The 24,146-nt window shown below is 41.4% G+C and carries 13 protein-coding genes; all 13 read left to right on the forward strand.

The window, feature by feature from the left end; translation table 11 throughout:
* Window positions 1-128 precede the first annotated feature (128 nt).
* Window positions 129-1,352 (forward strand): glycosyltransferase, encoded by a 1,224-nt coding sequence (locus D8792_RS08010; protein ID WP_125373617.1) that lies wholly within the window; start codon window positions 129-131, stop codon window positions 1,350-1,352.
* 272 nt (window positions 1,353-1,624) lie between these two features.
* Window positions 1,625-2,779 carry an accessory Sec system protein translocase subunit SecY2 gene (locus D8792_RS08015; RefSeq protein ID WP_446677392.1) on the forward strand — a complete coding sequence of 385 codons (1,155 nt, stop codon included), beginning with the start codon at window positions 1,625-1,627 and terminating at the stop codon, window positions 2,777-2,779.
* 6 nt (window positions 2,780-2,785) lie between these two features.
* Window positions 2,786-4,387 (forward strand): accessory Sec system protein Asp1, encoded by a 1,602-nt coding sequence (gene asp1 / locus D8792_RS08020; protein WP_125373619.1) that lies wholly within the window; start codon window positions 2,786-2,788, stop codon window positions 4,385-4,387.
* Window positions 4,374-5,933: an accessory Sec system protein Asp2 gene (gene asp2 / locus D8792_RS08025; RefSeq protein WP_125373620.1), complete on the forward strand. Its 1,560-nt coding sequence runs from the start codon at window positions 4,374-4,376 to the stop codon at window positions 5,931-5,933. The genes asp1 and asp2 overlap by 14 nt, the downstream gene beginning before the upstream one ends.
* Window positions 5,930-6,964 (forward strand): accessory Sec system protein Asp3, encoded by a 1,035-nt coding sequence (gene asp3 / locus D8792_RS08030; RefSeq protein WP_125373621.1) that lies wholly within the window; start codon window positions 5,930-5,932, stop codon window positions 6,962-6,964. Before asp2 ends, asp3 begins: the two co-directional genes overlap by 4 nt.
* Window positions 6,954-9,341, forward strand: coding sequence for an accessory Sec system translocase SecA2 (secA2, locus tag D8792_RS08035; protein ID WP_125373622.1), 2,388 nt, complete (start codon window positions 6,954-6,956; stop codon window positions 9,339-9,341). The genes asp3 and secA2 overlap by 11 nt, the downstream gene beginning before the upstream one ends.
* Window positions 9,342-9,410: 69 nt before the next feature.
* The gene (locus tag D8792_RS08040) at window positions 9,411-12,392 is read left to right on the forward strand and encodes a hypothetical protein (protein ID WP_125373623.1); all 2,982 of its coding nucleotides are present in this window, start codon (window positions 9,411-9,413) and stop codon (window positions 12,390-12,392) included.
* Between the two features lie 63 nt (window positions 12,393-12,455).
* Window positions 12,456-13,631 carry a family 1 glycosylhydrolase gene (locus D8792_RS08045; RefSeq protein ID WP_125373624.1) on the forward strand — a complete coding sequence of 392 codons (1,176 nt, stop codon included), beginning with the start codon at window positions 12,456-12,458 and terminating at the stop codon, window positions 13,629-13,631.
* A 266-nt stretch (window positions 13,632-13,897) separates the two neighbouring features.
* Window positions 13,898-14,746: a coiled-coil domain-containing protein gene (locus D8792_RS08050; RefSeq protein WP_005592329.1), complete on the forward strand. Its 849-nt coding sequence runs from the start codon at window positions 13,898-13,900 to the stop codon at window positions 14,744-14,746.
* A gap of 14 nt (window positions 14,747-14,760) precedes the next feature.
* Window positions 14,761-16,290 (forward strand): accessory Sec system glycosyltransferase GtfA, encoded by a 1,530-nt coding sequence (gene gtfA, locus D8792_RS08055; protein WP_005592354.1) that lies wholly within the window; start codon window positions 14,761-14,763, stop codon window positions 16,288-16,290.
* Between the two features lie 30 nt (window positions 16,291-16,320).
* On the forward strand, window positions 16,321-17,649 hold the full coding sequence (gtfB, locus tag D8792_RS08060) for an accessory Sec system glycosylation chaperone GtfB (RefSeq protein WP_125373625.1): 1,329 nt from the start codon (window positions 16,321-16,323) through the stop codon (window positions 17,647-17,649).
* A 70-nt stretch (window positions 17,650-17,719) separates the two neighbouring features.
* Window positions 17,720-17,896, forward strand: a complete 177-nt coding sequence (locus tag D8792_RS08065) for a hypothetical protein (RefSeq protein WP_048764096.1) — start codon at window positions 17,720-17,722, stop codon at window positions 17,894-17,896.
* A gap of 431 nt (window positions 17,897-18,327) precedes the next feature.
* The coding region (locus D8792_RS11835) for a KxYKxGKxW signal peptide domain-containing protein (protein WP_260470270.1) at window positions 18,328-24,146 on the forward strand (5,819 nt) is incomplete at its 3' end.

Below are 24,146 nucleotides of genomic sequence, written 5' to 3' on the forward strand. Positions count from 1 at the left end.
CATTGTAAGACTAGAAAAGTTAGGGCTAGCTCCCAAGAAGGTGTTTGAATAAAGGCGGAATTTATGGTATAATAAGGCCTAATAGCGATTTTTTTAGAGAATAGAATAAGCGTAGTGGGAGTAGTGTTTTGGAAAAGAAAAAAGCCATTGTGGTTTCGGGAGATTATGGGTATATCAGACAGATTGAAACGACCATAAAATCTCTTTGCTGTCATCATAAAAATCTAGATATTTATGTTTTTAATCAGGACATTCCTCAAGAATGGTTCTACTATACGCGTCAGAAGGTAGAAGCAGCTGGCAGTCAGTTGAACGATGTGAAATTATTCAATGATCAGATTGATGATCAGGTGAAGTCAAAATGGGAAGCTGGAACTTACGCTCACATTAACTATATGGCTTATGGGCGCTATTTTATACCGAATTACGTTGCAGCAGATAAAGTCTTATATTTAGATTGTGATATTGTTGTGACACGAAATCTGGACCATCTTTTTGAGATAGATCTGGAGGATTATTATGTAGCAACGACTCGCGCGACATATGGAGTAGGCTTTGGCTTTAATTCTGGAATGATGCTCATCAATAATAAGCGTTGGCGTGAAGAAAACATGGCTCAGCAATTGGTTGAGTTGACAGATAGAGAATTAGCCAATTTTACTGAAGGTGATCAGTCTATCTTGAATTTGATGTTTGAGGGCAAAAAACTTGATTTGGAAGATACTTACAATTTTCAAATCGGTTTTGACATGGGAGCTGCGCTAGATAAGCATGACTGGATTTTCGAAATTCCACTTTCTCCACTACCTGCTGTTTTGCATTATATTTCTGGTCAAAAACCATGGAACACTGTTTCCAACATGCGTCTGCGTGAAGTATGGTGGTTTTACAATTCTCTTGATTGGTCTACAATTATTGAGACAGATGAATTTGATGTCGAGAAAGCTATTAAACAGAGGGATGAAGGTTTTGCTCTCCACTGTGTAACCTTGACAAACTCAGATAGGTTAGAGGGAATTGAAGATTTGGTGAATGCATTACCAAACTGTCTATTTAATATTGCTGCCTATACACAGATGTCTGATAAGTTACTCAAACTGATGGCTTATGAAAATGTTCGTTTGCACCCTGCAATTTTGCCATATCCTTTGAGAGATTTACTTGCGAGCAGCGACATTTATCTTGATATCAATCACGATCAGAAATTCGATACTGTAATTAGAGAGTTTCAAGAGTCTGGTAAGCCTGTTTATGCCTTTGATAATGTACAAACAGAAGGGGTTTCAGAGCGAGTATTCTCACATGAGAATTATCAGGAAATGGTGGAAAAAATTCGATCAGATTTTAATTAAATGACGAACTGCCCCACATTTTGTAATCAAAATAGAGAAAGCAAGTTGATTCCTTATCTATAATTCTATGGAATGGGCTTGCTTTCTTAAGTCTTTGGCTTAAAAGACAAGTTTATGTATGAAAAGAGGACTCTGGGCAAGTCCAAAATACAAATAAAGGATAATAAATGGAGCACTTTGGTCTTAAGAAAAAGAAGCATCAGAATATTTTTAGAAAGAGAATCCTCTTTACACTGTTCATCATTGCTATTTATATATTAGGAAGACATATCTTGCTTCCGGGCTACAATGGCAGTATGGAAGCTTTTCGGATAAAGGAAGACAATCCCTTGGCCGCTTTGTATTTGCTGGCAGGAATTGATGTTTCTCAGATTTCAGTATTTTCTTTGGGCTTAGGACCTTGGATTACGACGATGATTGTATGGCAAGTCATGAACCTAAAGAAAAGCTGGAATATACAAGCTTGGTCTCTTAAAAAAACGGATTTCTTTCAAAAAATCCTAACCTTGTTCTTTGCGATTGTGCAGGGACTAGCCATTATGTACACCGCTTATAGAGGAAATGGTCGCTTTCTACTTCTCGTGGATGATTGGCTCTATAATCTAGCAGTTTTACTCACAGTTGTGACAGGCAGTTTTATCATTATTTGGCTGTCAAGTCTTAATACTCGTAAAGGAGTGGGAGGGTCAACCATCATCATTATCTCAGGGATTTTGCTTCAGTTTGCCAATCAATTAATAATCTTGATTGGTCAATCTCTGTCTTCTCTCCGAGGTGGCATGATGTTAGTTGCTGCGGCGATAGCTTATCTTCTTTTGACTTTTGTTGCTGTTGTATGTGAGAAAGCGGAGATACGTCTGCCTCTTAATCGGATCATGTTGAGCAGTCGCTACTATGATAAATCTTATTTGCCAATTAAGTTCATTCCTTCTGGTGGAATGCCCATTATGTATGCAACAAGTGTCTTGATGTTGTTCCAATTATTACTAGACTGGACGGGGAAAGGATTTTCACTAAAATTTGGGAATTTGTTTGACTTTACAAAGCCCTTGGGTCTCTTTGTTTATTTAGTTGCGATTTACTTGTTAGGTATTTTGTTTGCCTATATCAATTTGGAACCGGAAGAGACAGCGAAACGCTTACAGCGTCAGGGAGAATATTTTGACTATATTCAGCCTGGGAAAGAAACCTTAAAAGTGTTAAAACACTATATTTCTTTGCAATCAAATATAGGAGCTATCTATCTCATCTTGTATGTCGGCCTGCCCTATTTTATTAATTTCTTCTTGCCTTTGCCAAGTTTCTTTTTGACCTTGCCAAGCACACTAGTCATTTTGATCAGCATGCTCTTGCCCTTGCGTGAAGAAATACGAATCTTAAGAATCGGGACTTATTATCATAAAGAACTAGAAGTAAAAGGAGAATAGAGGGATATGTTTTACTTTGTACCTTCTTGGTATAAACAAGATCGAAAATGGTATTCTACTGCCCTACCTTTCTATCTGCAGCCGAAAAATATGATGTTTGACGATGCCGTAAATTTATTGCGGATGTTTCAACAATCAGGAGAAGCCAATTCTGTCCTGATTTTGAATTATTCACCTCATATTCGGACTTTCTTTTATCAACAAAGACTTTCATCAGATGAAATGTGGAATCTATTTGATAGCATACAAGGTCTGACAGACGTGCCTGCACGAAAAATTCGCTTGGATGATTTGAAATGGCCGCAAGGAGCAGAAATCTTTTATACTCCTTTTATTGTAGATGTTCACGTTGATCACCTACCTCATGCTCAGATTAATTTTTCACAAATAGGTAATATTTTTGATATTACCTATTTTGAAAATAATCAGATAGATTATCAGCTTGTTTTTGATGACCGTGGCTTTGTCTCCAGTATTATCTATTTTGAGCATAATCAGCCTTATTATCAGGACTATCTGAATGCACAAGGAATATGGCAATTCAGAGAATTTTTGACAGCTGATAACCAGCAGGTCATTATCAATCCTGAGGCACAGGGCACATTTGCTAAGGATGTCTATCAGGATATTGAGGAGCTTGTTAAAGAAAAGCTAGAGCAGCATTTGGCTTCTGTTTTAACCAAGGATGATTCGATTATTGTTTCAGCAGATGTGCAGCATAATCATTTTTTCCGACAGGTCAAGAGGGATCATCTTGTTGTCTTGTCTTTCTTTGGCAATCGTTATCCGATTACGAATACAGAACAGCTCTTGTCTGATTTAAAAGATACCCCATTTTTTGTGGTAGATAGCTTGGATAAAATTGTGAAGATTGCAGAACAAGTGGGGGAAGTAGAAGAAGAGCAACTTCCTGCTTATTATGAGATTCCACCCTATGACACACAGTTGAATCTTGGGCATAGTCAGCGGAAAAAAGAGTTGATTATCTATGTCAATTTCGATACTTTACCAGAACATCATCTTCAATATGTCTTTACTTCCTTGTTTGATATGATGTTGCAACATGAGTGGATTGACTTATTGGTTGGGACGCAGAGTCAGGATTTTGGTCGAGAAGCTTCTATTCGACAGTTTCTTGAGGAATCTTTATCATCAACAAAGCATGCAGAAAAATTGCTCCTTGTTGACAAAGATAAGGCCGCTAAGAGTGATGATCCACGCTTAGAAGATGATGATAGCCCCAGAGAGCGAATTGATACTGTGGTGATTCATAGTGATACCGATTTGGCGAAGGCTCTGAAGTATGTTCGGGTCATCTTGGATTTGGGAAGCCCGGCAGATATACGAACTCAAATTGCGGGTATCAGTGGAGGGATTCCTCAAGTGAATTTGTATAGTTCTTCCTATGTGAAGCATGGCGAAAATGGTTGGATCATGAATGATATTTCTAACCTGAGAGAGGCACTCTTGTATTACCTCACAGATTTGGAACACTGGAATCAGTCTTTGGTACATTCGGTTAAGAGGATTGAGCTGTATACAAGGGGAGAAATTGTCGAAATGTGGAAAAATACGATAAAGGAATTAAAGCTAAATGAACAGAATTAGTGTCCTACAGATTGCCAATGAGAATTGGCAGCACCAATATGAGATTCCTAGTAATATCGCATGGACATTTGTTAAGCCAGAAGATATCATGTCTCTCTTGCCCGAAGATATTGGTATTTTAAAAAAGGATGGGAAGAAACCGAAGGCTGCTAAGCCCTATGATGTTGTATTGGTCGATACTGTTGAGCATTTTGAGTACATTACAGTATTGGATAGCTTAATTCAGGTTTATCGCTTGTTTTATCATGAGCGCTGTCAGATCACTACAAAAACTTTGGAAAGATTCCTTTTACGCAAAAGGGCCGTTCAGTCTACTTTTGAAGATCCAGCTCAGATGCTGTATCTATTTTCACGGGGCTTTTCTTCCAAGCAAAGTGGTACCAAGCTCAGTGTTAATCATCTAGCTGTCAATCCCTCCTTCTCAGGTCAGATTAACTATGAAGGAACTAACTATCTCCGTCTGTGTGGCCAATATGGTGAGGATTACCAAACTGTAGCAACCTATCAGTACAATATCTTTCTGAGCGCAGACGCCCCTTTGGATTTATGGCCAGAGTTCAGAAATTCTGAAGATTGCGCAATTCGTTATGTCATCAAGGGTTATCCAGTTGACAATTCTCCCATGCAAGAATGGATTTATGATGAAGAATCTTTTGATAAGCCTCTCGTTTTGGATACCAGCGATTCTTATTACCTAAGCGTCAGTGTTCAAGTAAAGGGGCAAGGAATTGTGAAAATTGGACCATTCCACCATCGCCAGTCTCATTTGGGTTATGGGGACTTGTTGATTGGTGGAAATCGTGTTGTGGATAAAAATCGGGAGGAATTGATTTACTACTTCCATCCTGGTGATTTGAAGCCACCTCTCAATATTTATTTTTCTGGTTATCGTCCAGCTGAAGGATTTGAGGGATACTGGATGATGAACAATTTGGGAGCGCCTTTCTTGTTGATTGGAGATCCACGTTCTGAGGGTGGTGCTTTCTATCTCGGTTCAGAAGAGCTAGAGCAAAAGCTTGTTCAGGTCATTCATCACTGTTTAGATGAATTGGGCTTTACAAGAGACCAGTTGACCCTATCCGGACTATCAATGGGGACTTTTGGAGCCCTGTATTATGCTTCCAAGTTAGAGCCTCATGCAGTGATTGTCGGTAAGCCCTTAGTAAATTTAGGCGATATTGCAGAGAATGAATCCACGATTCGTCCTGGAGGTTTTCCTACTTCTTTAGATTTGGTGCTTCGTACAACAGGAGAATTATCAGAGGAAGGAACAGCTCAACTTAATGAGCACTTCTGGACATCGTTCAAAGAAGCTAATTTTTCAAGGACGAAATTTATTGTGTCTTATATGTATCATGATGACTACGATGGTACGGCCTACCCTGATATGCTAGAAGAGCTAGGAAAGCGAGCTTATCGCGTTAATGTCATTAGTAAAGGATTAACTGGACGACACAATGATGATACGCAAGGAATTGTCGAATGGTTCTTTAATCAATATAAAACTTTATTAGTGAATAGTTTTGAAAGGAAGTTTGATTCGTGATATACAAGGAAGAAATCTATTTTGCTTATTGGGATATGCAAAGTGTATCACAGTATCTATATGGATCGTCTGTGAAGCTGCTAGCAGATGGGCATGTCTTATATGAGAATCAGTTCATGCCGTCTGGTACAGTCATTCATGAATGGCATTCGCAGGCAAACTATCAGGCTTTACGAAATACAAGTCAGCTTCCTGAATTGAAGCGAGGAGAAAAATATATCTTTGGCAGCCATCTGGAGACTCTTCCTGAAAATTCGACCTACTTGAAGATTGAATTTATGAATGCACGTGATGAGGAGATTTTTAATCAAATCATTAAGCAGGGTGAGACAATGAGCGTTCGTGTTCCTAACAATACCCATCATTATAAAATTCAATTAGTGAGTTCAGGTTGCCATCGTTTCTTGTTTGAAAGCATCTATATTGCTGAAGAAGGTGTGGCAGATTATACTGTCGATCGCTATTGGATTTCGAAATTGTTGCATAAGGACGTCAATCAAGAGACGATTTACGTTTGCTTTACGGAGCCTGATTTTAATCGGACGGGTTACATTCCAGAAATTGTTCGGGAGCATTTTCCAAATTTGTTGGTAGTCAATTCTTCCTATAAAGACGCTCTTTTGTATATGGAAAAAGAGTTCTTCGAAATCTTACTTGGAACAATTGAAAAGCTGTCTCGAGAATATTCTTTTGAAAAGGTCGCTTTTGCTGGCTATGGGCCGATTTCAAATATCGCAGCCTTGCTTTACTCCCAGCAATTTGAAAATGCCTATGCTTTAGTGACTGATGATTTCATGCCAGAATTGGATTATCAGCATGTTCTGGATCGCTATCGAAATAGGGCGAATTATCCTCTATTTAGAGATTTGCTGCTGGAACGCTTCAATTCAGCTAGAGTAAAAGAATATGCCCATCTGAAAAATAGGCCACGGGTACTAACCAAAATTGATTATTTGTTGGATCAGTCCTTTTTGCTTCAAAAAATAGACTTGGAGAAAACGGAAGAGTGGATGAGAAAGAATGAAGCCTAAAAAATTACATTTAGCTAATTCCTTTAAACTAAGGCGATATAAAAAAATCTTAGAAAAGATTAATCAGCTTTCTAATAATTATGCAGCCATGTCAGATGAAGAATTGCAGGCTAAAACTCAATGGTTTAAAGGCCGTCTTTCTAAGGGAGAAAGGCTGCAGGAAATTTTACCAGAAGCCTATGCCACCATTCGTGAAGCGGCTAAGCGTGTCTTGGGGCTCTATCCTTACGATGTGCAAATCTTAGGTGCCTTAGTCATGCAAGACAATCAGATTGCCGAGATGAGGACAGGAGAGGGCAAAACACTAACAGCAATTCTGCCCCTGTACTTAAATGCTTTGACTGGAAACAGCACCATCTTAGTTACGGCCAATGAGTATTTGGCGATACGCGATGCTAAACAAATGGCTCCTGTTTTTCATTACTTAGGGATGACAGTTGGGATTGGTGTTTCAGAAAATCCAGCTAAAAAATTGAAGGTTGCGCAAAAGCAGCGGATTTATCAAAGTGATATCGTGTATACAACACATAGTGCGCTGGGATTTGATTACCTTGAAGAAAATTTAGCGACCTCTCAAGCAAAGAAATTTTTGCCTAAGTTCTATTTCTGTTTGGTTGACGAGGTTGATGCAGCTCTCTTGGATAGTGCACAGATGCCTCTGATTATATCAGGCTCTCCGCGGGTTCAGTCCAATCTATTTATTACCTGTGATGAGTTTGTTAAGACCTTGAAAGAAGGGGAAGACTTCAAGCTGGATTCGACTCGGACTTCAGTCTGGTTGACGAGAAAAGGTGTCAAAGAAGCAGAAATTTACTTCCGTGTGCAAAATGCCTACGATCCAAATAACTACCAACTGATCCGTCAAATCAATTTGGCCTTAAGGGCCAATCATTTATTTGAAAAAGATCGTCAGTATACTGTAGAAAATGGCGAAGTCAAGTTGATGGATGAGGCAACAGGGCGAGTTTTGGAAGGGAATAAACTTCAATCTGGTTTGCACCAAGCCTTGGAAGCGAGAGAACGCGTAAAGATTTCCTTAGAAACACGTTCCATGGCCTCTATTACCTATCAAAATCTGTTCAAGATGTTTCCTAAATTGGCGGGGATGACGGGTACAGGCAAGGTCTGTGAAGATGAATTTCGTGAAGTGTATGACTTGGGAGTGGTCGTTGTACCAACTAGAAAACCCAATCAACGAATTGATTATCCAGATGAGATCTATCTAACGATCCCTCAAAAGCTTTATGCTTCTTTGGATTATATTAAAAAACTACACAAAAAGGGACAGCCAGTTCTGATTGCGACAGGATCGGTAAGAATGTCAGAAATTTACTCCATGCTTCTGCTGCAGGAAGGAATTGCTCATAACGTGCTAAATGCTTACAATGCAGCAAAAGAAGCAGAGATGATTGCCCAGGCTGGCCGGCGTTCTGCGGTAACCGTCGCAACCTCTATGGCTGGTCGGGGAACGGATATTATCTTAGAAGAAGGTGTTGCTAAATTAGGCGGACTGGCGGTTATTGGAACAGAGAGAATGTCCAGCGAACGAGTGGATTTGCAGCTTCGTGGTCGTGCAGGCCGTCAAGGCGCGCCTGGACTAAGTAAATTCTTTGTTTCACTTGAAGATGATATTATCACAAAGACTGGCAGTAAGTGGATCAATGATTTTTATCAGAAAGAAGTCGCCAAGCCAGAGGAAAAACAGAAGGTTCATCTAAAATCGGTTCGTATTAAATATGAGGTGACAGAAGCTCAGAGAAACAGCGATAATGCGGCAGCTGCTTCAAGACGATCAACGGAGCAGTATGACGAAAGTATCCGAATTCAACGGCAGATCATTTATAACAAGCGCAATGACATTATTGCTCATCCTGACTTTAAACTAGAATATTTTTTATCTGTTTTATCAGATGCTATGGACGCCTATATGAAGAAGCATCCATTTAGAGAGCAGGCCGATTTGTATCGATTTGTTTTGGATAACATTAGCTACTATTGTCAAGGCATTCCAAGAGATTTAGATGTGACAAACATTCGTCAAGTTAAGAAGTTCCTATCTAAGCTTTTCATTGAAGAATATCAGCGAAAACGCGATAGAATTGAGGATTCGGAACTATTTGGGCAGCTTCAACGCATCGCAGTGTTAAGAGCAGTAGATGATTGCTGGGTGGAGCAAGTTGACTATCTCCAACAATTTCAAACTTTAGTGGTTAGTCAAGGTTATGCGCAAAAGAATCCGGTATATGAGTTTCATAAAGAGGCTTTTGAGTCATATAAGAGAATGAATGCAGACATGAATCTTAAAATTATAAAAAATATGGCGCTTAGTTATGTCAATGTTCAGCCTACAGGGAAATTAGAGGTTTTCTTTGGCTAAAGTTTTGACAGATTGTGCTATACACTTTATAATAAGGATATAACTGCATTCGGGAGAAAATGTATATTTATGGGTAAGAATAATAAAGCAAAAGCAAAGGGGTTTAAGCGCGTTATATCGAAGTTTAAACGATTGGTGACGGAGGATGATAATTTTTATGATCCGGATGCAGCCATCTTAAAACCGATTAGCCGAAAACCCCAAGAGCAGAATCAGGTTGTGTTAGGTATTAATGAAGAATTAAAACCACAGACAGAACCGATTTCTATTATGGAAGACTTTGAGGATTTTCAAGCCAACAATAGCTTGGTAGTAGATGATCTGATAAAAAATGTCAGCCAAAGTTTATCAATGAGCGTTTCGACCTCAATGAGTTTGTCTGCTGAACATTTCGAGAGTGACTCTGTTTCAACAAGCGAGAGTTCTCTTCAAGATTCGCTGTGGGAGAATGATTCATTAGAGACTTATTCTTTAGACTCTTCTCACATTATCGATCAGTCAGATTCAGAATCTGAGCAGGCTCTTGAGGATGAATCTTTATCCGCTTCTATCAGTGCAAGCGAGAGCCTTTCCGAGTCTGAATACTGGAGTATTTTCGAATCTGAATCCCTCAGCATATCAGAGTCGGATTCACTCTATGAGAGTGAATGGCTATCTGCTTCTATCAGTGCAAGCGAGAGTCTTTCCGAGTCTGAATACTGGAGTATTTTCGAAACTGAGTCCTTCAGCATATCAGAGTCGGATTCGCTTTATGAGAGTGAGTGGTTATCCGCTTCTATTAGTGCCAGTGAGAGTCTTTCTGAGTCTGAATACTGGAGTATCTTTGAATCTGAATCTCTCAGCATATCAGAATCAGATTCACTTTATGAGAGTGAATGGCTATCCGCTTCTATCAGTACAAGTGAAAGTCTTTCCGAGTCTGAATACTGGAGTATCTTTGAATCTGAATCTCTCAGCATATCAGATTCAGATTCACTCTATGAGAGTGAGTGGTTATCCGCTTCTATCAGTGCCAGCGAGAGCCTTTCCGAGTCGGCTTCTATCCTTCTTAGCGAATTCGTTTCAACTTCGGTAGCGGATAGTCAGTCAGTTTCTCTGTCAGAATCCATTAGTGCTAGTCTGAGTTTTTCAGAATCTGAGTCTCTCAGTGCCTTAGAAGAGGCTTCTCTGAGTCTTTCAGATCCAGTTTATGAGGAGGAAGCTGATTCATCTTCAGTAAACGAGAATAAGCCGGATACTTTCTTGATTTCTCTTAGCACTAGCCTGAGCCTCTCTACTTCTGAATGGTTGGCTCAGTCTGAGTTTACTTCACTTAGCCTTTCGGCATCTGAATCTTTGAGCATCAGTCAGTCTCTCTCTTTGAGTGAAGCATTTTCTCAACTTCTTTTTGAATCTGAATCAGCCAAGGAGAGTCAGCAGCTATCAGAATCACTTAGCTATAGCCAGTCCCTTTCTCTTTCAGAATCTTTGAGTGAATGGACAGTAACTTCTCTCAGTCTCAGTGAGTCAATCTCTTTGAGCGAGTCAATTTCCCTGAGTGAGTCCATTGCCGAGTATACTTGGTTAAGTTCTTCATTGTCGGTTAGTGCCTCTGTTGCTCAATCCGAATTGGAAAGCCAATTGACATCAATTTCCGAGTCTATTAGTGTATCAGAATTTCTCAGTCAGAGTGTGAGCGTCTTCACTTCTTACAGCTTGAGTGAGTCAGTTTCCTTGAGTGAATCCGAAAGTCTCAGTGCGTCAAGCTCCTTCAGTTTGAGTGAGTCAACTTTCTTGAGTGAATCTGAAAGCCTTAGTCAGAGTCTCAGCCTTTCAGAATCCTTGAGCCAGAGTGTCAGCACTTCACTCTCTTTAAGCCTCAGTGAGTCAATTTCAGTCAGTCAATCTGAACAAGAGAGCCAGAGTCTTAGTGTGTCTGAATCCTTGAGTCATAGTGCAAGCATTTCGACTTCCTTTAGTTTGAGCGAATCACTTTCCGAGTATACTTGGCTCAGTTCGTCACTCTCAGTTAGTGCTTCTGTTGCCCAATCTGAATTGGAAAGCAAGTTAACATCGATTTCCGACTCTATTAGTCAGAGTGCTTCAATCTCTCTGAGTGTTTCAGAATCTCTCAGCCAGAGTGCAAGCCTTTCAACTGCCTTTAGTTTAAGTGAATCAGTTTCCTTGAGTGAGTCTGAAAGCCTTCGTCAGAGCCTCAGTGTTTCAGAATCCTTGAGTCAAAGCCTGAGTGTTTCAAGCTCCTTGAGTTTGAGTGAGTCCGAAAGCCTTAGCCAGAGCCTCAGTATTTCAGAATCCTTGAGTCAAAGCCTGAGTGTTTCAAGCTCCTTGAGTTTGAGTGAGTCCGAAAGCCTTAGCCAGAGCCTCAGTATCTCTGAATCATTCAGTGAGAGTGCAAGCCTTTCAACTTCTTTAAGTTTGAGTCAATCAATTTCAGAGTATAATTGGCTCAGTTCGTCACTCTCAGTTAGTGCTTCTGTTGCCCAATCTGCATATGAGAGCAAGTTAATTTCAGTTTCAGAGTCGGCTAGTCAGAGCACTTCAACCTCTATCAGTCTTTCCGAATCTCTTAGTCATAGTGTCAGCATCTCAACTTCCTTTAGTTTGAGTGAGTCGATTTCCCTGAGTGAATCAGAGCAAATCAGTCAAAGTATTGTGAGAGTTTCCTTATCTGAGTTTTATAGTGTTTCAGTCTCAGAGTTGCTTTCTTACAGACAGAGTGTTTCAGAGTCTAAGTCAGTATCACATAGTTTACAAGTTTCAGAATCTCTGTCACTTAGCTTGTCTCGAACAGAATCAATGCTTCTTGCTTATCAACAAGAATCGCTTGATAGTATGAACCTTGCATCTCAGGAACTTTCAGAGGCAGTTGCACTATCTCAAGAAAGCTTGTCTGTTCAAGTCTCTACAACTCCAAGCTTGAGCGTGACAGAACAAGAGGCATATCAGATGGTAAGACCAGGTTTACAGCCAATTTCTCCTGACTTAAAAAGTGTCGCTAGTACATTATCTGGATTGGCTTCTATCGCTCAAAATAAGAAAGATCAGCGATAATTTTAAAGATACTAGAGGATGCAATAGTATCCACATATATTCACAAAATCAAAAGGAGTCATTATGATTAGAAATACGATGCCCAACAGCAATAAAGGTTTGGGAACGACGGATGTATTACCAATTAGTGAACCACGTATAGGAGTACTGACAGGGGAAATCAACTACAAAAAAGTACCAATAGGTGCCTATGATCTTCTGGGACAATTTACTTTAGCGAGTCAACCGGATTATGTTAGTGATTTGAATATGATTCAATCGATGGGCTTCAATGTTTACAGAATTTCTATCTCTTGGGCACGAATTTTCCCAACTGGAGAAGAAGCGCAGCCAAGTGAAGAAGGTTTGAAATATTATGAAGCTATCATTGATCAAGTGTTGCAAAAGGACATTGAACCGATTGTAACTTTAAGTCATTTCGATCTTCCTCTCCACCTGTATGAAAAATACGGCGCGTGGAAGAGCCGCAAGATGATTGAACTTTATGAGCATTATACAGAAGCTGTTTTCAGACATTTTAAAGACAAGGTAAGATATTGGATTACCTTTAATGAATTTAATATTTTACATCATTTACCATATCTTGGTGGCGGTCTGTCTTTTGAAGAGGGAGAAAATCGGAACCAACGAATCTGGCAGGCGGCTCACTATCAATTGGTCGCTTCGGCACGTGCTGTTAAGCTTGGAAAGTCAATCAATCCAGAATTTCAATTTGGTGGCATGTTGGTAGTTAGTCGTAACTATAGTCAAAATCTAGATAGTGCGATTGATGCGATGGAAGCAGAAGTTAAGAACCGTGAAAACTATGTCTTTACAGATGTACAAGTTCGTGGTTCTTATCCAAACCATTTCTTGCGTCGTTTAGAACGTGAGCAGATTGCTTTGGATATTGAAAATGATGACTTCTTTGACTTACGAGTCGGAAAGGTTGATTTTGTTAGCTTTAGTTACCATGCATCTAGTAATTCTCAAGAAGTCTTTATCAATAAATATGGCTATAATAATACCAATAAGAATCCAATTGATCCTGTAGGTCTTCGCCTAGCTATGAATAATCTTTATGACCGCTATCAAAAGCCACTGTTTATTGTGGAAGATGATCTAGTATTGGATGAGTCAGACAGCCGATCAATAGAAGAGTTAAAAACGAATATTCAAGAGATCGTTAAAACAGTAGAATATGATGGCGTTGAGCTTCTTGGTTATACACCTCTTAGCTGGGTAGATCTCAATTTCTAAAATAGACGCTTTTACATTTAGTTACCTTTTATGAAATACCTGAATGGATTATAGGTCATCTATTCAGGTATTTTTGTTTATAAAAGAATAAGGTTACAAAACTAAGAGAACCATGGAACTAGCAGGTGGATAGAATTTTATTTGCTCTTGTAGTATCCTGATTTTTTTGCTCGGAGACTTATAAAACAATGGTAATAAGCGTCATTTTATGCTACAATTGATAAGATAGTATATAATTAGAATAAATGAAGAATAGAGGGAGCAGAATGAGACTTAAAAAGACCCTATTTGGTAACTATCGTGCCAAGGAAGTTGAAGAATACATTGAATCGTTAGAAGAAGGATTTGATAGTGAAATTCGTAAAAAGAATGAGAAAATTGAATCTTTACGTAAAAAAATTGATGCTTTAAAGAACCAAGAAAGAGAAATCGGTGAAGCCGTTGTTTATGCTAAATCGCTGATTATTGAAGCACATGAAAAGGCAGAAAAAGAGGCTCAAGAGGTTCTAGAGAAAGCTCAGAAAGACTTCTTACAAGTAAGATCGTCTATCCTTGAAGAGATCGATGAATTGACGAAAAAACGTCTTGAAACGGAACAACTCTATAAGGCGCAAAAGGAAAAAATCAAGGAGCTTCTTAGTCAAATTGGTCAGATTCTAGACGAAGAAACTTTAGAGGGTCAAATTGACATCGCAAGTCTAATCGAGGAAGCTTCGGAAGACGACGAATTTGCAAGCATATTTGATACTCCTTTAGAGGAAGATGAAGCTACGCGTTTGTTTGATACACCTTTGGAAGAAGACGAGGCTCCAAATGAGCAAGTTGAAGCTGAAAGTCTATTCGATGAAGCTTCTCTTGAAGCGCACGAAGAAGAAGTAAACGAATCAGATATTTTTGGTGAGGAAGAAGTCCCAGTAGAAATCTCTGCTCCACAAAAAGAAGTTGTGAATATTGAGCAAACATTTGCTAAGACAGGTACAGATAGCTCTGTTCCCGTTACTTACTTCACTTCTCCTGTCAAAAAGTCTAAAGACGAAGATAAAGAAAAAGGGAAAAAGAAGAAAGGAAAAATCATCAAACGCCTTTCAAGAATTAAAAAAGATAATCTTTTGTAAGAGGAACATGGTTTATGACAATTTATAACATCAACCTAGGAATTGGTTGGGCAAGCAGCGGGGTTGAGTACGCACAAATTTATCGTGCAAAATTGCTTCGCAGTGTGGGCTTAGAGGCAAAATTCATCTTTATGGATTTTATTTCAGCCGATAATATTGAACATTTGACGAAGAATATCGGCTTTGAAGACTCTGAGGTCATTTGGCTCTATCAGTATTTTACAGATGTTAAGATTGCTCCAACGACCTACACTCTGGCACATGTTTTAGCTAGTTTTGATAGAGAACCTATAGAAATCGTTCGTAATCCTGAGAATAAAACCTTTCGGATCCTGTTTGGAGATAATGATTTCGTAACGTGCTACTCATGCGATATGGATAATGAACTGATTGAGCGGGCAGAGATTGTTTCGCGTGGCTGTCTCATTCAGAAAGAATATTATACTTATACTAAAAACTTTATTGAGTATTATAGTCCTGTAGATGGTCGGGCTCGTCTCTATCAACGGACTTGGCTCAATGAAGACGGTAGTGTGGCTTACGAAGAGATTATCGATGAGGTAGACGGTAAGCAAGAAACGCAAGTTTATCGTTTTCCAGATCAGGTCTTCTACTCCAAGCAGGAGTTTGTTGCTCATTTCATGAGAAGTTTGAAGTTGACAGATAAGGATTTACTGATTCTAGACCGAGAGACAGATATTGGCCAGCCAATCTTCGCCAATAAGGGGGCTGCCAAACTAGCTGTTATCGTTCATGCAGACCACTTTAGTGAAAATCCTGCTGAGAAAGACTATATTTTGTGGAATAACTATTATGAGTATCAGTTTGAACATGCTGAAGAAGTGGACTATATCATCAACTCGACGGATGCTCAAACGGAGCTTCTGAAAGAGCAGTTTGCTCAATATACCGACATCAAGCCGAAGAATATTTTAACTATTCCTGTGGGTAGCTTGGATCAGCTGCGCCGACCAGAAGGTCAGCGGAAACCTTTTGGTTTGATGACAGCTTCTCGTTTGGCCAGTGAAAAGCATATCGATTGGCTAATTCACTCTGTAGTGAAGGCGCATGAGCAATTACCGGAAATCACCTTTGATATCTATGGCACCGGTGGTGAGGAAGCTATGTTGCGGAAGCTGATTGCGGATCTGCAAGCAGAAGATTATATTCGACTGATGGGGCATCATCATATGGCGGATATTTACAAGAATTATTCTGCTTATCTAGCAGCATCGACAAGTGAAGGTTTTGGTCTGACTCTGTTGGAAGCAGTAGGTTCTGGCCTGCCTATCATTGGCTTTGATGTTCGTTATGGCAATCCGACCTTTATCCGCGATGGAGAAAATGGCTACCTGATTCCCAAGGCTCGTCCAGATGATCTAGATGCCATGACGACAGAGTATGCGGAAAAGATTGTTCAGCTATTAACTCAACACTCTCAAGAAGATTTGTCCCGTGTATCCTATGAGGTAGCTGAACCTTACCTTGATGAGCATATTGCCCAGCGCTGGTCTGATCTAGTTCGATCGGCTCAGACCAACTAAGTAGGATTCAGAAAGAAAGGCATAACCACTATGATTTGTTTGTTTGACCGCTATGATCAAGCAAGTTTTGATTTATTACGTTCATTAAAAGCAACAGGACTTGATTGTCCTGTTGTTGTTGTGCAAGACGATGGCTATCTTTCACCAGATGTCGAGTCTCCTTACAGTTATTTTACGGGAGATTTGGATACACCAGAAGGCCGTCCAATTTATTTTAATCTTGTCCCCAAACCGCACCTATGGGAGATTCGCTCCAGCAATGTAAATGGGGAAATCTTGGATATGGGCAAGAAGCGTGCCAATATTTTCTATCGCCAACCAACGCATGAAAGACGTGTTCGGGCTGTCGAATGGCTGGATACAGAGGGGCAGGTTCGAGCAGCAGATATCTACAATCGCAAAGGACGCCTTTTCGCACAAATAACCTACGATCAGACACAACGTCCGACCCATACTCGCTATTTTGACCAGAATGATGTCGTGGTGATTATGGAAAATCATCTGACTGGTGATATCATCTTGACACTTGAAGGAAAGCGTCACATCTTTAAATCCAAACAAGAATTTGTCGTCTTTTATCTGCAATATCGTGGATATGATACAGATCGTATTATTTATAATTCTCTAGCAACCCCCTTCTTGGTGGCCTACGCTCTTCGTCCTAAAAATGGTCGTGCAGAAGATGTTCTTTTCTGGCAAGAGCCTATCGGAGAAGCCCTACCTGGAAATATGAAAGTAGCTATGAAAATGCCTCATCGCAATATCCGCATCGCTGTTCAGGACAGGCAGGTATATGAGAAAATTCAAAGCTTGGCAACACCGGAAGAAAAAGTCTATTTCCACAATCTTGGCTATATTTATGATTACCAACGTCTTAATAATATGAATCCAGAAGCCTTGATTTTGACCAATAGTGATCAGCTTGAGCAAATAGAGCAGCTCTTGACTCAGCTACCAAATGTACATTTCCATATCGGAGCCATCACAGAAATGTCTGGCCATTTGATGGCGCTCAATCGTTATCCGAATGTTTCGCTTTATCCAAATGTTCGTCCGGCAAAGGTTGCAGAGCTTTTTGAGAGATGTGACTTGTATCTAGATATCAATATCAGCGATGAAATCCTCAATGCATGTCGCACAGCTTTTGAGAACAACATGTTGATTCTCAGCTTCAAAAACACTTGTCATAGCCGTCGATTTATTGCGGATGATCACATTTACGCGCCAGAAAATGTCTCAACCATGGTGGATAAGATTCAAAGTGTCCTTGCCCACTCATCAGAGATGGAAGCAGCACTTGCTAGACAGAAACAGGCTGCTAATCAGGCTAGTTTGGAGCAATATAAGGCCATTCTTTAACCAGATACATGAGAACTTGCTTTCGATGAAGGCAAGTTCCTTTATGCAGATTTAGTAAGGGAGGATAATCATGCCAGAGAAGAAAAAGGGAATTCTGCAGGAACATATCAACGAGCAACTAGATAATCGTAGAAGACCGTTGAAAAGGGAGAAGCAAGAGTTTAGTATGATTGCAGTGTTAGGTGGCATTCTCTTTCTTATCACCCTCTTGGTCACAATCATCATGCAGTTGGGACACTTTTTCTAGGATTTTTTCTGGATGGAGGAGGTCTCTGGAAAAGATGAACCTTGACGAGCAAATCGTCAAGGTTTTTTTGCCTCTATCTAATTGAACTAGTGTGAAAGGGGGGAGTAGAGGTTCAAAAGATAATAAAACGCTTTCAACAATTTGAAACTTAAAAGCGAATTTTAGGTAAAAATTAGGCGTTTTCATTGGTTATTTAGCGTATAAATACTTGAAAAGGAGGAGCCATCTTGGTAGAATAATAGATGGTATATACTAGATAAAAGCAACTGGTGTATACCAGTTGAAATCTGCTTTTTCTGAGTTAAAGGGATAAAAACTGAGACTGACTGTGGCTTTTATTGGCTTTGGTTTTGAGAGGGTAGCGCAACTACGCTTTGTTAATGGTCATGAGATTAACAAAGGGTCGCAATTGGATAAAAGAAAGGAATCGAATGTTTCGAAGTAAAAAATTTAACAAAGATTTCGAGATCGTAGATGAGAAAAAGCGTTATAAGCTTTACAAGTCGGGTAAAAACTGGGTAAAAGCCTCGAACTCTCAATTGGATCTCTTCCGTATCGGTGGGATGGGCGAAGTTGTCTCTAGTACCCTGTCAGACACTGAAGAACTTGATCACGCACACCTTAGTTTTAACACGCTAGCGGGTATAGGGGGAATCTTGGCCGCGGGGGCTGCAGGATTTGTGATGACTCAAGAGCAAACTGTTTATGCGGATGAAACATCTGAGTATACAGAAAAGGATAAAACAGTCATCGCAGCTGAACCGAAAGCGGCTGAAACAACTGAAACAAGTGCCAACTCAATCATCGCTCAAGCGCAAGCAGAAGTAAAGAAAGCTCAAGCAGAACAAGCATCTGCAACAGCTTCTGTATCAGTCAGTCAATCTGTTGAGGATCAAGCGAGTGCGAGTCAGTCAGTTTCAGTCAGTCAATCTGCCTCAGCAAGTCAGTCAGTCTTAGAGAGTCAGTCAGTATCTGCAAGTGCTTCAACATCAGCTTCTACATCAGTCTCAGCAAGTGCAAAAGCATCTGCATCAGTAAGCTCTACACCATCAGAGTCAGCAAGCGCTCAAGCACCTGCCTCTGTAGTTGAGAGTACATCAGTTGTTAGCGAACCATCAGCTCAGGCTTCTGTGTCTACCTCAGCTTCTGCATCGCTCAACCTTAAGGTCAACCCTGCGGCAAGTCTTGTATCAGGTAGTGCTAACCAAAGTTTGGCAAGTGCAGCTCTTAGCACAAGCCAAGCAGCAACAACAAGCAACAACATCGCAGCTGGTGTTGTAGCAGATAAGAACCAAGCCCAAGGCAAGGATACAACCAAGCAAGCTGAGAAAAACCAAAAGGTTGACAATACTGTAGCGACTGCACCAAAGACAGGGTATTCTGGATTTAGAGCAAATCCGATCGATACTGGATCAAAAGAACCTTTCTTTCTAAATACCGATCCATATAGCATCAACTCTCCAGAAACAAGTGGTCGTTTAAATAGACAACGGGTCTTTCTGGGACGAGCAGGTGTTCCTTTCTCAGTGACATATTATATGCATAAGTCTCAATTTGATGCGGACGAATATCCTTACGGTTCATATAAGGATAGTGAGTCTGCAGGACTTTCTCCAAGAACAACTCTAGAGACTCGAAACTGGCAAGAAGCACAAGAGAAATATAATATTACCTCGGAAACAGGTCGTGTGGAAGTGGCTCCTGGACGTTATATTCCATATGTAACTTTTAAGAGTGATAATCCAAAACCACTTAGAAGTAGTGTCAATCTGGATGTGACCTTTGATGGACGTAGCTTTCCTCAAACCAGCGTATTCATGAACTTCACTACTTCTCAGTTTAAGGGACCTGCTGTAACGTATGATGCCGAAGGGAAAAAAGAAGCACTGGCTCCTCTTGCAAAATATAAAGTAGGAGATACAGTCAATGAAACCTACTATTTCCATAATGATAAACAGTATAGATATGAGCAAGATGCTAGAAATGCTATTACTTTGTACGCTGGTAATGGTGGTTGGACCAGAAATATGGGCTTGAGATTTGTTCAAGGAGTGGAAAGACGTGCTGATTTTACCTATGTTCCTAAAGTCACTGTTACGGGGACTGTTAAAACTGAAAATCCTAATTATCTTATCAGACATAATGATGGAGTGGGAGGTAAGGATGCTGAATTCTTTACCTATCTAGGCCGTCCAGAAGAAGTTGTAACTGAGGTTGCGCAGGAGTCAATTATCAACAAGAGCAAAGACTCACTAACTCCTTCCCCTGAACCACTAGTTCCTGAGATTGAAGTCGGTAAACGAGTTAATGAAACTTTATATGTTCATGATGGTAATAACAAAGGAGATAAGTCTGTTGGTTCTTGGCAAAGTTCTTACCTTGCAGATCAAGCGGTTGAACTGATTCATGGTAAGAAAGAACTAGAAGCTCTTGGATTAACAGTTACTACTAAAAGCAATGAACCAGGGGCTGGTAAAACTGGCTATATCCCATCTATCCAAATTTCTGGAACGCCTACTGGAACAGGAACTGTAACACTCAAATATAAGATCACTGACGAAGCGGGACAGCTTAACTTTAAGGACATTCAAGTAAATGTTAAAGAAAGCGGATCCCTTAGCCAATCAGTTTCAGCTTCTGTATCTGCAAGTCAAAGTGCTTCAGCATCTATCTCAGCAAGCATCAGTGCGAGCCAATCAGCATCAAGCTCAGTAAATGCAAGCCAAAGTGCCTCAGCAAGTGCGAGCCAATCAGCATCAGTAAGCGCAAGCCAAAGTGCTTCAGCTTCTGTATCAGCAAGCATCAGTGCGAGCCAATCAGCATCAAGCTCAACAAATGCGAGCCAATCAGCATCTGTATCAGCTAGCCAAAGCGCATCAGCGTCTGTATCTGCAAGTCAATCAACTTCAGCATCAGCCAGCGCATCGCTTAGCGCGAGTCGCTCAGCTTCAGTAAGTTCAAGCCGTTCAGCCAGTGCTTCAGCGAGTGCATCACTTAGCGCGAGTCGCTCAGCTTCAGCAAGCGTAAGTTCAAGCCGTTCGGCTAGTGCCTCAGCCAGTGCATCGCTTAGCGCGAGTCGTTCAGCAAGCACATCAGTAAGCTCAAGTCAATCGGCTTCAGCCTCAGTATCTGCAAGTCAATCAACTTCAGCATCAGTAAGTGCTAGTCAATCAGCATCCGTATCAGCTAGCCAATCAGCATCTGTATCAGCTAGTCAATCAGCCTCAGCATCTGTAAGTGCAAGCGACTCAGCGTCTGTATCAGCTAGCCAATCAGCATCCGTATCAGCTAGTCAATCAGCATCAGCATCTGTAAGTGCAAGCGACTCAGCGTCTGTATCAGCTAGTCAATCAGCTTCAGCATCTGTAAGTGCAAGCGCATCAGCATCAGTATCAGCTAGTCAATCAGCTTCAGCATCTGTAAGTGCAAGCGACTCAGCGTCTGTATCAGCTAGCCAATCAGCAAGCGCATCTGTAAGTGCAAGTCAAAGTGCTTCAACATCAGTAAGCGCAAGCCAAAGTGCCTCAGCTTCAGCATCTAACAACCAGAACTCAGCTTCTATCTCAGCAAGCGCGAGCCAGTCTGCGTCAATTAGTGCGAGCCAAAGTGCATCAGCATCAGTATCAGCAAGCATCAGTGCGAGCCAATCAGCATCTGTATCAGCTAGTCAATCAGCATCAGCATCTGTAAGTGCAAGCGACTCAGCGTCTGTATCAGCTAGTCAATCAGCTTCAGCTTCTGTAAGTGCAAGCGACTCAGCGTCTGTATCAGCTAGCCAATCAGCAAGCGCATCTGTAAGTGCAAGTCAAAGTGCTTCAACATCAGTAAGCGCAAGCCAAAGTGCTTCAGCTTCAGCATCTAACAACCAGAACTCAGCGTCTATCTCAGCAAGCGCGAGCCAGTCTGCGTCAATTAGTGCGAGCCAAAGCGCATCAGCATCAGTATCAGCAAGCATCAGTGCGAGCCAATCAGCATCTGTATCAGCTAGCCAATCAGCCAGCGCATCTGTAAGTGCAAGTCAAAGTGCTTCAACATCAGTAAGCGCAAGCCAAAGTGCTTCAGCTTCAGCATCTAACAACCAGAACTCAGCGTCTATCTCAGCCAGCGCGAGCCAGTCTGCGTCAATTAGTGCGAGCCAAAGCGCATCAGCATCAGTATCAGCAAGCATCAGTGCGAGCCAATCAGCATCTGTATCAGCTAGTCAATCAGCCTCAGCATCTGTAAGTGCAAGCGACTCAGCGTCTGTATCAGCTAGCCAATCAGCCAGCGCATCTGTAAGTGCAAGTCAAAGTGCTTCAACATCAGTAAGCGCAAGCCAATCAGCAAGCACAAGCTTGAGTGCCTCAATCAGTGCATCTGAATCAGCAAGCACAAGCATGAGCAACAGCGTATCTGCCTCAATCAGTGCAAGCCAATCAGCAAGCACAAGCATGAGCAACAGCGTATCTGCTTCAATCAGTGCTTCAGTATCAGCAAGCACAAGCATGAGCAACAGCGTTTCTGCCTCAATCAGTGCAAGCCAATCAGCAAGCACAAGCATGAGCAACAGCGTGTCTGCTTCAATCAGTGCAAGCCAATCAGCAAGCACAAGCATGAGCAACAGCGTTTCTGCCTCAATCAGTGCATCTGAATCAGCAAGCACAAGCATGAGCAACAGCGTGTCTGCTTCAATCAGTGCTTCAGTATCAGCAAGCATAAGCATGAGCAATAGCGTGTCCGCCTCAATCAGTGCTTCAGTATCAACAAGCACAAGCTTGAGTGACAGCATTTCTGCCTCAATCAGTGCAAGCCAATCAGCAAGCACAAGCATGAGCAATAGCGTGTCCGCATCAATCAGTGCTTCAGTATCAGCAAGCACAAGCTTGAGTAACAGCGTGTCAGCCTCAATCAGTGCAAGCCAATCAGCTAGTGCGTCAGTATCTGCAAGTCAAAGTACTTCAGCATCTGTATCAGCAAGCCAATCAGCAAGCACAAGCTTGAGTGCCTCAATCAGTGCATCTGAATCAGTAAGCACAAGCATGAGCAACAGCGTATCTGCCTCAATCAGTGCAAGCCAATCAGCAAGCACAAGCATGAGCAACAGCGTTTCTGCTTCAATCAGTGCAAGCCAATCAGCAAGCACAAGCATGAGCAACAGCGTATCTGCTTCAATCAGTGCTTCAGTATCAGCAAGCACAAGCATGAGCAACAGCGTTTCTGCCTCAATCAGTGCAAGCCAATCAGCAAGCACAAGCATGAGCAACAGCGTGTCTGCTTCAATCAGTGCAAGCCAATCAGCAAGCACAAGCATGAGCAACAGCGTTTCTGCCTCAATCAGTGCAAGCCAATCAGCAAGCACAAGCATGAGCAACAGCGTGTCTGCTTCAATCAGTGCTTCAGTATCAGCAAGCATAAGCATGAGCAATAGCGTGTCCGCATCAATCAGTGCTTCAGTATCAACAAGCACAAGCATGAGCAACAGCGTGTCAGCTTCAATCAGTGCAAGCCAATCAGCAAGCACAAGCATGAGCAATAGCGTGTCCGCATCAATCAGTGCATCTGAATCAGCAAGCACAAGCTTGGGTAACAGCATATCTGCCTCAATCAGTGCAAGCCAATCAGCAAGCACAAGCTTGAGTAACAGCGTATCTGCCTCAATCAGTGCTTCAGTATCAGCAAGCACAAGCATGAGCAACAGCGTGTCAGCTTCAATCAGTGCAAGCCAATCAGCAAGCACAAGCATGAGCAACAGCGTATCTGCCTCAATCAGTGCAAGCCAATCAGCAAGCACAAGCATGAGCAACAGCGTGTCAGCTTCAATCAGTGCAAGCCAATCAGCAAGCACAAGCATGAGTAACAGCGTATCTGCCTCAATCAGTGCATCTGAATCAGCAAGCACAAGCATGAGCAACAGCGTGTCAGCTTCAATCAGTGCAAGCCAATCAGCATCAAGCTCAGCAAGCACAAGCATGAGTAACAGCGTATCTGCCTCAATCAGTGCAAGCCAATCAGCAAGCACAAGCATGAGCAACAGCGTGTCAGCTTCAATCAGTGCAAGCCAATCAGCAAGCACAAGCATGAGCAACAGCGTGTCAGCTTCAATCAGTGCAAGCCAATCAGCAAGCACAAGCATGAGTAACAGCGTATCTGCCTCAATCAGTGCAAGCCAATCAGCAAGCACGAGCATGAGCAACAGCGTGTCAGCTTCAATCAGTGCAAGCCAATCAGCAAGCACAAGCATGAGCAACAGCGTATCTGCCTCAATCAGTGC

Origin of the sequence: Streptococcus cristatus (assembly GCF_003943505.1) — a bacterium.
Lineage (GTDB): Bacteria > Bacillota > Bacilli > Lactobacillales > Streptococcaceae > Streptococcus > Streptococcus cristatus_E.

Coding starts and splice junctions, on each gene's coding strand:
- asp1 (WP_125373619.1), top strand. CDS start 2,786: ATGTTTTACTTTGTACCTTCTTGGTATAAACAAGATCGAAAATGGTAT.
- asp2 (WP_125373620.1), top strand. CDS start 4,374: ATGAACAGAATTAGTGTCCTACAGATTGCCAATGAGAATTGGCAGCAC.
- secA2 (WP_125373622.1), top strand. CDS start 6,954: ATGAAGCCTAAAAAATTACATTTAGCTAATTCCTTTAAACTAAGGCGA.
- D8792_RS08040 (WP_125373623.1), top strand. CDS start 9,411: ATGGGTAAGAATAATAAAGCAAAAGCAAAGGGGTTTAAGCGCGTTATA.
- D8792_RS08045 (WP_125373624.1), top strand. CDS start 12,456: ATGATTAGAAATACGATGCCCAACAGCAATAAAGGTTTGGGAACGACG.
- D8792_RS08050 (WP_005592329.1), top strand. CDS start 13,898: ATGAGACTTAAAAAGACCCTATTTGGTAACTATCGTGCCAAGGAAGTT.
- gtfA (WP_005592354.1), top strand. CDS start 14,761: ATGACAATTTATAACATCAACCTAGGAATTGGTTGGGCAAGCAGCGGG.
- gtfB (WP_125373625.1), top strand. CDS start 16,321: ATGATTTGTTTGTTTGACCGCTATGATCAAGCAAGTTTTGATTTATTA.
- D8792_RS08065 (WP_048764096.1), top strand. CDS start 17,720: ATGCCAGAGAAGAAAAAGGGAATTCTGCAGGAACATATCAACGAGCAA.